This window comes from Bacillus sp. R86525, from assembly GCF_042466195.1.
GTDB lineage: Bacteria > Bacillota > Bacilli > Bacillales > Bacillaceae_G > Bacillus_A > Bacillus_A nitratireducens.
Genome location: NZ_JAXHPX010000007.1, coordinates 3,653,725 through 3,667,333, shown reverse-complemented (window position 1 = coordinate 3,667,333; position 13,609 = coordinate 3,653,725). Strand labels below are relative to the sequence as shown.

Here is a 13,609-nt window from a genome sequence, read left to right as displayed (position 1 = left end):
GATTTTGTAGGTTCGCTTATATGATGTGTGAGTAGCTTTTATAAATTCAAATTGAAAGCGTTCGCATGAAGGGGATGAACATAAATGAAAAAATTCGGATTGGCAACACAAATTTTTGTCGCGCTTGTTTTAGGGATTGTAGTAGGGGCAGTCTTTTATGGCAATAAAACGGCGATTTCTTATATCACACCAATTGGGGATATATTTATTCACTTAATTAAGATGATTGTAGTACCAATTGTTATTTCAGCATTAATTGTTGCGGTAGCTGGTGTAGGCGATATGAAAAAGCTTGGGAAACTGGGCGGTAAGACAATTCTTTATTTCGAAATTATTACGACGATTGCTATTTTAATGGGATTACTTGCAGCGAATATATTCCAACCAGGTACTGGCGTTGATATGAGTAATTTACAGCAAAGTGATATTTCTTCTTATAAACAAACAGCAGATGCAACAGAGAAGAAAGGCTTTGCAGAAACGATTGTTCATATTGTACCGAAAAATATATTTGAGTCTATTACACAAGGTGACTTATTACCGATTATATTCTTCTCAGTACTATTCGGTTTAGGAGTTGCAGCAATCGGTGAAAAGGGAAAGCCTGTTTTTAACTTTTTTGAAGGTGTACTCGAAGCGATGTTTTGGGTTACAAATCAAGTGATGAAATTCGCACCATTTGGTGTATTCGCATTAATTGCTGTTACGGTTGCAAAATTTGGTGTAGCAACACTACTTCCTTTAGGAAAACTAGTGCTAGCTGTATACGTAACTGTTATACTATTCGTTGTGATTGTATTAGGTATTAATGCACGAATGGTTGGAGTAAACATTTTTACATTAATGAAAATTTTAAAAGAAGAACTTATTCTTTCATTTACGACAGCAAGTTCAGAAGCTGTTTTACCTAATATAATGAGAAAAATGGAAGAGTTCGGTTGTCCAAAGGCAGTTGCCTCTTTCGTAATTCCGACAGGTTATACATTTAACTTGACTGGATCGGCTATTTATCAAGCGTTAGCGGCATTGTTTGTTGCACAAATGTACGGTGTACACATGTCACTGACGGAGCAAATAACGTTATTATTCGTTCTCATGTTAACATCCAAAGGTATGGCGGGAGTTCCGGGTGCATCATTTGTTGTTGTATTAGCGACGTTAGGATCAATGGGATTACCGCTAGAAGGCATCGCATTAATTGCGGGAATTGACCGCATTTTAGATATGATTCGCTCAGCTGTCAATGTATTAGGAAATGCATTAGCTGCCATTGTTATGTCGAAGTGGGAAGGCGAATTCGATGATGAGAAAGCAAAACAATATGTAGAAACAGTCAAACAAACAAAAGCAGCATAAGAAATCGTTAAGGAGTGAAAAGTCATGGCAGCATTAACTGAAGTTAAAAATGGAGTACGAATTGAAAAAGATTTTTTAGGTGAAAAAGAAGTGCCAAATTACGCGTACTACGGCGTGCAAACAATGCGTGCAGTAGAGAATTTCCCAATTACAGGATACAAAGTCCATGAAGGTCTAATTAAAGCGTTAGCAATTGTAAAAAAAGCGGCAGCACTTGCTAATACAGATGTAGGAAGATTGGAATTGAAAAAGGGTGGTGCTATTGCAGAAGCATCACAAGAAATCCTTGATGGAAAATGGCATGATCATTTCATCGTTGATCCAATTCAAGGCGGTGCAGGAACTTCAATGAATATGAACGCAAATGAAGTCATTGCCAATCGCGCCCTTGAATTATTAGGAATGGAAAAGGGAGACTATGATTATATTAGTCCGAACAGTCATGTAAATATGGCGCAATCAACAAACGATGCATTCCCAACAGCAATTCATATTGCAACATTAAATGCATTAGAAGGCTTATTACAAACGATGGGTTATATGCACGATGTATTTGAATTAAAAGCAGAACAGTTTGATCATGTTATTAAAATGGGGCGTACACATTTACAAGACGCTGTGCCAATTCGTCTTGGACAAGAATTTAAAGCGTATTCTCGTGTACTTGAACGTGATATGAAACGTATCAAGCAATCACGTCAACATCTATATGAAGTAAATATGGGAGCAACTGCAGTTGGTACAGGCTTAAATGCTGATCCAGAATATATTGAAGCAGTTGTAAAACATTTAGCTACAATTAGTGAACTACCACTTGTTGGTGCAGAAGATTTAGTGGACGCAACGCAAAATACGGATGCATATACAGAAGTATCAGCAGCACTTAAAGTATGTATGATGAACATGTCTAAAATTGCGAACGACCTTCGTCTCATGGCATCAGGTCCACGCGTTGGCTTAGCGGAAATTATGCTACCTGCTCGTCAACCAGGTTCATCTATTATGCCAGGGAAAGTAAACCCTGTTATGCCAGAAGTTATTAATCAAATCGCGTTCCAAGTAATTGGTAACGACCATACGATTTGCCTTGCTTCAGAAGCAGGACAATTAGAACTAAACGTTATGGAGCCAGTACTTGTTTTCAACTTACTTCAATCGATTAGCATTATGAATAACGGTTTCCGTGCCTTTACAGATAATTGCTTAAAAGGAATTGAAGCGAATGAAGATCGCTTAAAAGAGTATGTTGAGAAGAGCGTGGGAATTATTACAGCCGTGAACCCTCATATCGGTTATGAAGCAGCAGCTCGCGTTGCGAAAGAAGCAATTGCAACAGGTCAATCCGTCCGAGAACTTTGTGTGAAAAACGGTGTACTGTCACAAGAAGAATTAGAGTTAATTCTAGATCCGTTCGAAATGACACACCCAGGGATTGCAGGAGCGACTCTTTTAAAGAAAAATTAAAAAAAGAGGGGGGACAATCCCCTCTTTTTTGTTTACAATATAGAAATGCTATATATGAATAGAGGTAGGGATGTTATGAGTAAGTTTACAGTAGCTTCTAATGGTTCATTAGAAACGACATTAAGAGGAGTAGAAGTATTATCAACACCACTTTTAAATAAAGGGGTCGCTTTCACGCAAGAAGAGAGAGAAGAATTAGGTTTAAAAGGGCTATTACCGCCAGCAGTTTTAACATTAGAAGAACAAGCACGCCGAGCATATGAACAATTTTGTTCTCAGCCGGATGATTTATTAAAGAACGTATACTTAACAGCGTTACATGATCGAAATGAAGTGTTATTTTATCGTATATTAACAAATCATTTACGTGAAATGTTACCAATCGTATATACACCAACAGTCGGCGTAGCGATTCAAAGGTATAGTCATGAATACCGTAAACCACGTGGTGTGTATTTATCAATTAATGATCCGTCAGGTATTGAAGATGCATTTGCCAATATCGGTGCAACAGCTGAAAACATTGATTTAGTCGTTGTAACAGATGGAGAAGGCATATTAGGAATTGGTGACTGGGGTGTTGGTGGTATAAACATCGCAATCGGGAAATTAGCTGTTTATACGGCCGCAGTTGGAATCGATCCTAGCCGTGTATTACCGGTAATTTTAGATGTAGGTACAAATCGTGAGGAACTATTAAACAATCCATTTTATATTGGAAATCGTCACCCTCGTATAACTGGTGAAGCTTACGATGAATTTATTGATACATTTGTACAAGCAGTGAATAAACAATTCCCGAAAGCACTTTTACATTGGGAAGACTTTAGCTCTCGAAATGCACGAAAAATTTTAGATAAATATCGTCATGATATTTGTACATTTAATGATGATATTCAAGGTACAGGTGCAGTTTCACTTGCTGCTGTATTATCGGCAGTAAAAGCTTCTGGTGTACCGTTACGTGAACACCGTGTAGTTGTGTTTGGTGCTGGTACGGCTGGAATCGGTATCGCAGATCAAGTAAGAGATGCAATGGTTCGCGTTGGCTTATCAGACGAAGAGTCGCATAATCGTTTCTGGTGTATTGACCGTAATGGGCTGGTTACAGATAATATGGAAGATCTTCTTGATTTCCAAATTCCATATGCAAGAAAAGAAGCTGAAGTAAGTGATTGGAAACAAAATGATGTGATCGGACTTGCTGAAGTTGTGAAACATGTAAAACCGACAATTTTAATTGGTACATCTACTGTTGCGGGCGCATTTAAAGAGGAAATTATTAAAGAAATGGCTTCTCACGTAGAAAGACCAATCATTTTACCAATGTCGAATCCAACGCCACTTGCTGAAGCGAAACCAGCAGATTTAATCGAGTGGACAGAAGGAAAAGCATTAGTTGCAACAGGAAGTCCGTTTGAACCGGTTACATATAACGGTGTAACGTATGTGATTGGACAGTCAAATAACGCACTTATTTTCCCAGGACTAGGTCTTGGTACAATTGTTGTTCGTGCAAGCGTCATGACGGATGGAATGTTCGCAGCAGCAGCAGAAGCAGTTGCAAGTATGGTAGATACAAGTCAGCCAGGAGCGCCTATTTTGCCAGAAGTTGAAGAGTTACGTAATATCTCTGAACTGGTTGCGATTGAAGTAGCGAAAGTTGCAGTTGCAGAAGGTGTTGCTAGGGAGAACTTAAGTGATAACGATATCAAGATTGCAGTGAAAGAAGCAATATGGGAACCGGAGTATCGCCAAATAAAAGCGGTAGAAAAGGTTAGAATATAGGAATAAAGCCCGTTTATAATTATAAGCGGGCTTTCACTTTTACTATTGAAAAAAAGCATAGGAAGTGGCACCTTTGAATTGGAATCAATTATGGAAGAAAGATATGTATCTTATAATTATATTAATGGTTGTTGTTCCGATTGCTGGAGAGCTGAATTTTCATCCTTTCAACGATACGTTTCGTGTTAGCTTCGGGACACCGCTTTTCTTCTTTTTATTACTATTTTTAAGAAGAATACCAGCAGCAGCTGCAGGTATTCTTGTCGGAATATCTGTTGTCTTATTCCGTGTGTGTCTTGATTGGGTATTGCAAGGGTCATTTCATATGACAGAATCATTTTATTTGCGCTATCCTGTTTTCTTTTATTATTTTATTTATGGAAGTCTTTTTTCGATTTGTAGGGTGAATAAATTCCATCAGAAGCCAATTGTTATAGGATGCCTTGGAATTACAATTGAAATTATCGCTAGTATGTCAGAACTTGCGTTTTATCATATGTTAGTGCTCGGGACAACAATAACCGTTTCTGAAGTGAATAAACTAATCATTATTGCTATTTTTCGTAGTTTCTTTGCGCTTGGCTTTTTAAATATGATGAACTTATATGAAACGAAATTAAAAGAATCACAAGTTCGAAAAGAAAATGAGAAAATGTTGATGCACCTTTCTAATTTATATGTAGAGTCTGTTCATTTGAAAAAAACGTTGCAAAATGCGGAGTTAATTACACAAGAAGCGTATCAATTATATCGAGATTTACAAGCGAACGATGATTTGAATGGTAAAACAGCATTAAAAATAGCGGGAGAAGTACACGAAATAAAAAAGGATAACCAAAGGATTTTTGCAGGATTATCTAAACTGTTATTAGATAAAAATCTGGCTGAGTATGTAGAAGGACATGAGCTTGCGGAAATGATTGTAAGAATAAATGAGAAGTACGCTGACATGTTAGAAAAAGATATACGTTTTTCTAAACATATAGAAGGTGAGCATGCAGAATATCATGTGTATACAGTCTTATCCATTTTTAATAATTTAGTTGCAAATGCGGTTGAAGCAATTGAGAATAGTGGCGCTATCATTATTAAGTTATATAAACTTGATAAACGTATATTCTTTGAAGTAATTGACGATGGGCCTGGTATTGCGCAAAAATATAAAAAACTAGTATTTAAGCCAGGATTTACTTCGAAGTATGATCAAACAGGAACACCATCTACAGGAATTGGGCTTTCTTACATAAACGAAATGGTAACTGAGCTCGGAGGAGAAGTAAGATTGGAAGATGGGGAAATTGGTGAAGGTTGTAAGTTTGTCGTTTGTTTACCGGAGTGCAGTTTAAAGCGGGAAGGGGAATAAAGTTGTTTTATTATATCGTAGATGATGATGAAGTTTTCCGCTCCATGCTTTCACAAATTATTGAGGATGGCGATCTTGGGGAAGTAATTGGAGAATCGGAAGACGGAGCTTTTATTGAAGCAGATCAACTAAATTTTAAAAAAGTAGATATTTTATTTATTGATTTATTAATGCCAATGCGAGACGGCATTGAAACAGTTCGTCATATCGCATCCTCTTTTACTGGGAAAATTATTATGATTTCTCAAGTTGAATCGAAGCAGCTTATAGGTGAGGCCTATACACTTGGCGTGGAATATTATATTACGAAACCACTGAATAAAATTGAAGTTGTATCTGTTGTACGTAAAGTAATGGAACGTATTCGTTTAGAGCGTTCTATATATGATATTCAAAAATCATTGAATAACGTTTTTAAGTGGGAACAGCCGCAAATTCGAAATGAGCCAATACAAGAAGGAAAAAGAATAGCAGATTCAGGACGCTATTTATTATCAGAACTTGGTATCGCGGGAGAGAATGGAAGTAAAGATTTACTTAGTATGCTGGAATATTTATATGGACAAGAAAAAGAGCAAACGTTTGAATTTGGATTTCCTGCGCTAAAAGATATCTTTCATCATATAACTATAAGAAAATTAGAGAATATAGCTTCAGATGCAGATATAGATAAGGAGAGAAAAGCATCGGAACAAAGGGTACGTAGAGCGATTTATCAATCGTTAAATCACTTAGCTTCCCTTGGATTAACAGACTTTTCAAATCCGAAATTTGAAAGCTATGCTCCGAAATTTTTTGATTTCACTGTAGTTAGAAAACGGATGACAGAAATGACAAAGGAAGAAGTAGCAACTTCTGGACATACGCGAATTAATACGAAAAAATTTATTCAAGTGTTGTATTTTGAGGCGAAACGGTTGATGGAGATAGAGTGAAAAAAGGTGCTTATATACGAGCATCTTTTTTTATTAAATCTACATTTTATATTTTCTCGTAGAGCATGTAAAATGTTAGTTAAGAGAAACTGGTTTTAAATTAAGGAAGTGTCAAAAAATGAGTTTTATATTAAACAAATCGATTATTAAAGAAGTATGCGGAGAGACCTCATATAAAAGAGGCGAAGCTTATTATAAATCAAATAAAGTAATAATAAATCATTATGATGAAAATAAAGAAATTTGCGTGGCGACGGTAAAAGGGAACGAAGATTTTCATGTTACAGTAGAAAAAGCTAAAAAAGGTGATGTTGTTGCGAACTGTAGTTGTCCTTCGTTAGCGTCTTTTCAAACGTACTGTCAACATGTTGCAGCCGTATTAATACAAATAAATTATAACCAGCAAACGGGTGACATGCTCCCTGCTAGTAGTGAAAATATGAGCGGAAATGATCAATTAACGAGCGGGATGTTTCAGTTGTTTGCAGACAAACCACTGCGGCCAAAAAGTAGACAACACCGTTTTGATACACGTGAAATATTAGATATTGTATTTATATGTTCACCAGTGGCTACGAAAAGCGGTGGGGCCCTTCTTGGAATTCAGTTAAAACTTGCGAAAACTTATTTTATAAAGCATATTAGAGAATTTCTTTCTAAAGTGGAGAAAAGAGAGGCTTTTCATTGTTCCAATGAATTTACATACACACCAGATGTACATAGCTTCAGGCAAGAAACGGATGCGGTTATTCAGCAGCTGATTAAAATGTATCATAATGAAAAAATGTATGAAGATGCGTTAGAAGTACATGCGAAACAAGATGAAAGTATGATATTCATACCGCCAGCTTCATGGAAAGATATGCTCTCTTCACTTTCTAAAGTTGAGTATGTACAGCTGAAACAAAATGAGCAACTGTTTCATGGCTTGCAAATGTCAAACGGTTTATTACCATTACATTTTGAGTTTACGAAAGGCAATAATGGTGGGTTTACACTTCATATAGACGGCCTAAATCGTGTTCAAGTTATGGAAATGTATAACAACGCTCTTTATGATGGGAAACTATATCATTTGCCTATGGAAGATTGTATGAGACTTATTGAATTGCAAAAGATGATGAGCCGCTCAAATAGCAACCAGTTCTATATTCCTGAAAGTAAGATGGAACATTTCGTAGCGAAAGTTGTGCCAGGATTAATGAAACTTGGAACGGTACGCATTGATGAAGTAATATCAGATCGTGTTGAAACGCCGTCGCTAAAAGCAAAACTATATTTAGATCGAGTGAAAAATCGTTTGTTAGCAGGTCTTGAATTTCATTATGGAAATGTTGTGATTAATCCGCTAGAAGAAGACGGACAGCCGTCTGTTTTTAATCGTGATGAGAAAAAGGAAAAAGAGATTTTAGACATTATGCGTGAAAGTGCCTTTGCGAAAACGGAAGGCGGTTATTTTATGCATAATGAAGAAGCTGAGTATAATTTTTTATATCATGTTGTTCCAACGTTAAAAGGTTTAGTTGATATTTATGCGACGACAGCAATCAAATTACGAATTCATAAAGGAGACACAGCTCCTCTTATAAGAGTTAGGAGGAAGGAGAGAATTGATTGGTTATCATTTCGCTTTGATATAAAAGGTATTCCAGAGGCTGAAATTAAAGGGGTATTAGTTGCGCTTGAAGAGAAGCGTAAATATTACCGATTAGCAAATGGTTCTTTATTATCACTGGAGAGTAAAGAGTTTAATGACATTAATCAGTTTATAAAAGAATCTAGTATTCGAAAAGAGTTTTTAAAAGGTGAAGAAATAGATGTCCCTCTTATTCGTAGTGTGAAATGGATGAATTCACTACAAGAAGGAAATGTTTTAAGCTTAGATGATTCTGTTCAAGAGTTAGTAGAAAATATTCAAAACCCTAAAAAGCTGAATTTTACGGTGCCAAGTGGCTTAGATGCGATAATGAGAGAGTATCAAACATACGGATTCCAGTGGCTGAAAACACTTGCCTATTATCGTTTTGGCGGCATTTTAGCAGACGATATGGGACTTGGGAAAACACTGCAAAGTATTGCTTTTATAGACTCTGTTTTATCGGAAATTCGAGAGAAGAACATGCCTATACTAGTCGTTTCTCCGTCATCTCTCGTCTATAATTGGCTTAGTGAATTGAAAAAGTTCGCTCCTCATATTCGAGCAGTTATTGCAGATGGGAATCAAACTGAACGCCGTAAAATTTTAAAAGATATAACAGAATTTGATGTCGTAATTACGTCATATCCATTACTGAGAAGAGATATAAGGTTGTATGCAAGGCCGTTTCATACACTATTTCTTGATGAAGCACAAGCGTTTAAAAACCCTACAACGCAAACGGCAAGAGCAGTGAAAACGATTCAAGCTGAGTATCGTTTTGGATTAACAGGAACACCTGTAGAAAATTCATTAGAAGAGCTATGGTCTATCTTCCACGTCGTCTTCCCAGAATTATTACCAGGAAGAAAAGAGTTCGGTGATTTAAGACGTGAAGATATTGCGAAGCGGGTAAAACCTTTCGTGTTAAGAAGGTTAAAGGAAGATGTATTACAGGAGCTACCAGAAAAAATTGAGCACATACAATCATCAGAACTTTTATCAGATCAAAAGAGGCTTTACGCAGCTTATTTAGCGAAGTTAAGAGAAGAAACGTTAAAACATTTGGATAAAGATACGTTACGTAAAAATAAAATTCGAGTTTTAGCTGGTTTAACGAGGCTTCGGCAAATTTGTTGTCATCCTGCATTGTTTGTTGATGACTATAAAGGGAGTTCAGCTAAATTTGATCAGCTTCTAGAAATTTTGGAGGAATGCAGAAGTACAGGGAAGAGAATTCTTATCTTTTCCCAATTTACGAAGATGCTTTCGATAATTGGACGTGAATTAAATCGTCAAGCAGTTCCATACTTTTATTTAGACGGGAGTACACCAGCGCAAGAACGTGTAGAGCTATGCAATCGATTTAACGAAGGAGAAGGGGATCTATTTCTTATTTCGTTAAAAGCTGGTGGCACAGGACTAAATTTAACAGGTGCAGATACAGTTATATTGTACGACTTATGGTGGAATCCAGCTGTTGAACAACAAGCAGCGGATAGAGCGTATCGGATGGGACAAAAAAATACAGTGCAAGTGATTAAGTTAGTAGCACATGGAACAATTGAAGAAAAAATGCACGAGTTACAAGAGAGTAAGAAAAATTTAATCGCTGAAATTATCGAACCGGGAGAAGAGAAGTTATCTTCTATTACGGAGGAAGAAATCCGCGATATTCTTATGATTTAATATGGAAAAAGCTATGCTTTCATAGAGATGAAAGCATAGCTTTTTTGTTGTAATAATTATATTTTGTTTTGTACAAAGTAAAGAGATAAAGTGAAACTTTAATTAGTGGGAGTCCTACTGCCCGTTAATGCGGGATAAGACACTATTTATTTTATTTCTTTGTACCTTTACTTTTGTATGGTTTTGCAGCTTTCTTTTTCGCGCTTGATTGCCAACGGTTCCATCCTTTACTTCCTGTACCTTGTCCTACACCTTTTTTCGGTTTTGCTTTCGTTTTACTCATATGATCACTCCGTTATATAAAAAATCTTATTTGATAATAGCCAATGTTTTAGAAAAATACTATCGATAAATGACTATGCTTGCTTTAAGTAAAAACAAACTGCTTGAATGCTATAGTATATCATGAAATTGCGAGTAAACTGAAAGGAATTACAAATAAAATGAAAATAATAAGAAATACTGCGGATTCTATCTTTCGCACAGTCACACTTCTTGTTGTATATATGTTAGTTTCAATTAGTGAAATATTTTTTGGATTGAAGAGACAAAGGAAATAAAAATGTTATATTAAGAACAGTCGGTAAAGACGTAAAATAAAGAATTGAAAAATATTTTGAAACTTTTTGTTGACTTTCTCTATATTTTGTATAGAATAATCATTAATAAAATGTTTCAGAGATGTGACAACAAAACGACTATGAAAGGACGAGTAGTAGTAGGATATAGTTTAAGCGAGTCAGGGATGGTGTGAGCCTGATACGAAGCCTATTATGAAGAACCTCCTGGAGTCGCTAACCGAAATCCTTTATAGGAAAGTAGACTTAGCCGGGAACTTCGCCGTTACAAGAAGAACAGTATCGAGATTTTTTAATCTCCGTATTGTATAAGTGAGCAACCTCTGTTGCTAATTTGGGTGGTACCGCGGAACCAAAGTCTTTCGTCCCAGTTTTTTGGGAAAGAAGGGCTTTTTTTGTTGGCTTCTTTTCACAACATCCAAACATTTTAGGAGGAAACCACCATGTATCAATCATTAATGACAGTAAGAGAGACTCAAATCGCAATTAAGGAAGTTAAAACATTTTTCGAGGATCAATTAGCAAAACGTCTTGAACTATTCCGCGTATCTGCACCATTATTCGTAACGAAAAAATCAGGATTAAACGATCATTTAAACGGTGTAGAACGTCCAATTGAGTTTGATATGTTACATTCAGGAGAAGAATTAGAAATTGTTCATTCACTAGCGAAGTGGAAAAGATTCGCATTACATGAATACGGATATGAAGCTGGTGAAGGTTTATATACTAACATGAACGCGATTCGTCGTGATGAAGAACTTGATGCAACGCATTCCATTTATGTTGACCAATGGGATTGGGAAAAAATCGTTCAAAAAGAATGGCGTACTTTCGATTACTTACAAAAAACAGTACAAACAATTTATGGAATATTCAAAGAATTGGAAGGTCACTTATTTGAAAAGTATCCGTTCCTTGGAAAGTATTTGCCAGAAGAAATTGTTTTCGTTACTTCTCAAGAACTAGAAGATAAATATCCAGAATTAACACCGAAAGATCGCGAACATGCAATTGCGAAAGAACATGGTGCAGTCTTTATTATTGGAATTGGTGATGCACTCCGTTCAGGTGAAAAGCACGATGGACGCGCGTCCGATTATGATGATTGGAAATTAAACGGTGACATTTTATTCTGGCACCCAGTACTACAAGCTTCATTCGAATTATCATCAATGGGAATTCGTGTTGATAGTAAATCACTTGATGAGCAGTTAACGAAAACTGGCGAAGATTTCAAACGTGAGTACGATTTCCATAAAGGTATATTAGAAGATGTACTACCATTAACAATTGGTGGTGGTATCGGCCAATCAAGAATGTGTATGTACTTCTTACGTAAAGCACATATCGGTGAAGTTCAATCTTCTGTATGGCCTGACGATTTACGTGAAGCTTGCAAGAAAGAAAACATTCATCTGTTTTAATAGAAGAGAGAGGATTGCTCAAAGAGTTATTCTCTCTTTTTCATTGTGTAAACGAATGGTTTACAGTGGGTTTTACTAATGGTTTCTTTCTTTTTCGGATCCTTTTATGTAATAATTTGTTAAAGGAGGGGATGTTATGAGCTTAGGACAACAACTTAAAAGATTACGAGAGTCAAAAGGGTTTTCACAGGAAGATGTTGCTAAGAAAATTGGTGTGACAAGGCAAGCTGTGTATAAGTGGGAAAATGATAAAAGTTGCCCTGATATTGAAAATTTAATTTTATTGAGCGAAATGTATAATGTTACGCTCGATGAGTTAATAAAAGGGAACCAAAATTTAAAAGAGAAAATACATATTGATGAAGATGAGGATTTTGGGAAAGAGAATGAGTTTGGTTTTTATATTGGGTTTGGTTTGCTAATTGTGAGTGCTTTCGTTGATTATGAAGGAATGCAAGAGATCTTATTAGGAATAGCACTATTCATGATGGTTTTTTACTCTGACGTGAAGAAAGTTATTTTGAATGAGTTCAGATCGTTTTTTAATAGAAAAGATATATATGATAAGAAGTGAGAAGAGTCCGTTATATTTCCTAGGAAAAGGTATTGTGAATATTTTAATTGTTTTATAATGATTTTTAGATATATGGAATATGTTAAAAAGCTGTTTGTATAGAGTCTTGAAACCTATGTGTAAAATGATAATAAAGTTATTTAATTTTAAAAGCTCAAACGAGCATAGCCCCGTTCTAAAGTTAGGACGGGGTTGAAAATCTAAGTTTTATTGAATAAGAATTTTCTTCAAATATTTTTACTTCAGTAAAGACTTTTTATAAAACATTACTTACTTATTTGTTACCGAGTTCTTCCGCTAAACCGATTAAAATTCCTTCGGCTCCACGAATGTAGCAGAGTCGATACGAGTCCTCGTACTGAACTACTTCGCCAACGAGCTGGGCACCATGCTTAGTAAGTCTGGATACCATTTCGTCAATGTCTTCAACGGTGAACATGACGCGCAGATAACCGAGGGCGTTTACAGGAGCTGTCCGATGATCTGCTATAGTAGGTGGGGTGAGAAATCGCGAAAGTTCAATTCGGCTGTGGCCATCTGGCGTAACCATCATAGCAATCTCCACGCACTGAGTACCCAATCCGGTTACGCGACCAGCCCATTCACCTTCAACAGTAGCTCGCCCTTCGAGATTCAAGCCAATCTCCTCGAAGAAAGAGATTGCGTTATCAAGTGATTCTACAACGATGCTGACATTGTCCATTCGTAGTAATCGGTTGTTTGCCATAGTTTTTATCTCCTTTTATGTATAAATTTATTATTTAATTATCCTTATAATTATACTAAAATCTCTTCTAAA

General features: G+C 36.2%; 10 protein-coding genes and 1 other annotated feature. Of the genes, 8 read left to right on the top strand and 2 right to left on the bottom strand.

Annotation, left to right across the window (positions count from 1 at the left end):
- Window positions 1–84: 84 nt before the first annotated feature.
- From SJY24_RS21480 to SJY24_RS21455, 6 genes are all read left to right on the top strand, one after another.
- Complete coding sequence (locus tag SJY24_RS21480) at window positions 85–1,356, top strand: cation:dicarboxylate symporter family transporter (RefSeq protein ID WP_002086365.1); 1,272 nt, start codon at window positions 85–87, stop codon at window positions 1,354–1,356.
- A 24-nt stretch (window positions 1,357–1,380) separates the two neighbouring features.
- Window positions 1,381–2,820, top strand: a complete 1,440-nt coding sequence (aspA, locus tag SJY24_RS21475) for an aspartate ammonia-lyase (RefSeq protein WP_377866129.1) — start codon at window positions 1,381–1,383, stop codon at window positions 2,818–2,820.
- A 75-nt stretch (window positions 2,821–2,895) separates the two neighbouring features.
- Window positions 2,896–4,608, top strand: coding sequence for an oxaloacetate-decarboxylating malate dehydrogenase (malS, locus tag SJY24_RS21470; RefSeq protein ID WP_377866128.1), 1,713 nt, complete (start codon window positions 2,896–2,898; stop codon window positions 4,606–4,608).
- Window positions 4,609–4,672: 64 nt separating this feature from the next.
- Window positions 4,673–5,971 (top strand): ATP-binding protein, encoded by a 1,299-nt coding sequence (locus SJY24_RS21465; protein ID WP_377866127.1) that lies wholly within the window; start codon window positions 4,673–4,675, stop codon window positions 5,969–5,971.
- A gap of 2 nt (window positions 5,972–5,973) precedes the next feature.
- On the top strand, window positions 5,974–6,906 hold the full coding sequence (locus tag SJY24_RS21460; RefSeq protein WP_377866126.1) for a response regulator: 933 nt from the start codon (window positions 5,974–5,976) through the stop codon (window positions 6,904–6,906).
- Between the two features lie 118 nt (window positions 6,907–7,024).
- Entirely contained in the window at window positions 7,025–10,231 is a 3,207-nt protein-coding gene (locus SJY24_RS21455) for a DEAD/DEAH box helicase (protein WP_377866125.1), read from the top strand.
- 151 nt (window positions 10,232–10,382) lie between these two features.
- Here the strand turns inward: SJY24_RS21455 and SJY24_RS21450 are convergent, their stop codons facing one another.
- Window positions 10,383–10,514, bottom strand: a complete 132-nt coding sequence (locus SJY24_RS21450; protein ID WP_000047589.1) for a DUF3934 family protein — start codon at window positions 10,512–10,514, stop codon at window positions 10,383–10,385.
- A 408-nt stretch (window positions 10,515–10,922) separates the two neighbouring features.
- Window positions 10,923–11,182, top strand: a binding site (T-box leader).
- A 70-nt stretch (window positions 11,183–11,252) separates the two neighbouring features.
- Between SJY24_RS21450 and asnA the strand changes: the two genes are divergently transcribed.
- Window positions 11,253–12,236, top strand: coding sequence for an aspartate--ammonia ligase (asnA, locus tag SJY24_RS21445; protein ID WP_212090065.1), 984 nt, complete (start codon window positions 11,253–11,255; stop codon window positions 12,234–12,236).
- A 136-nt stretch (window positions 12,237–12,372) separates the two neighbouring features.
- Window positions 12,373–12,810: a helix-turn-helix domain-containing protein gene (locus SJY24_RS21440; protein WP_377866124.1), complete on the top strand. Its 438-nt coding sequence runs from the start codon at window positions 12,373–12,375 to the stop codon at window positions 12,808–12,810.
- A 274-nt stretch (window positions 12,811–13,084) separates the two neighbouring features.
- Here the strand turns inward: SJY24_RS21440 and SJY24_RS21435 are convergent, their stop codons facing one another.
- Complete coding sequence (locus tag SJY24_RS21435; protein ID WP_377866123.1) at window positions 13,085–13,537, bottom strand: VOC family protein; 453 nt, start codon at window positions 13,535–13,537, stop codon at window positions 13,085–13,087.
- Window positions 13,538–13,609 lie beyond the last annotated feature (72 nt).

Coding starts and splice junctions, on each gene's coding strand:
- asnA (WP_212090065.1), top strand. CDS start 11,253: ATGTATCAATCATTAATGACAGTAAGAGAGACTCAAATCGCAATTAAG.
- SJY24_RS21435 (WP_377866123.1), bottom strand. CDS start 13,537: ATGGCAAACAACCGATTACTACGAATGGACAATGTCAGCATCGTTGTA.
- SJY24_RS21440 (WP_377866124.1), top strand. CDS start 12,373: ATGAGCTTAGGACAACAACTTAAAAGATTACGAGAGTCAAAAGGGTTT.
- malS (WP_377866128.1), top strand. CDS start 2,896: ATGAGTAAGTTTACAGTAGCTTCTAATGGTTCATTAGAAACGACATTA.
- SJY24_RS21480 (WP_002086365.1), top strand. CDS start 85: ATGAAAAAATTCGGATTGGCAACACAAATTTTTGTCGCGCTTGTTTTA.
- SJY24_RS21455 (WP_377866125.1), top strand. CDS start 7,025: ATGAGTTTTATATTAAACAAATCGATTATTAAAGAAGTATGCGGAGAG.
- SJY24_RS21450 (WP_000047589.1), bottom strand. CDS start 10,514: ATGAGTAAAACGAAAGCAAAACCGAAAAAAGGTGTAGGACAAGGTACA.
- aspA (WP_377866129.1), top strand. CDS start 1,381: ATGGCAGCATTAACTGAAGTTAAAAATGGAGTACGAATTGAAAAAGAT.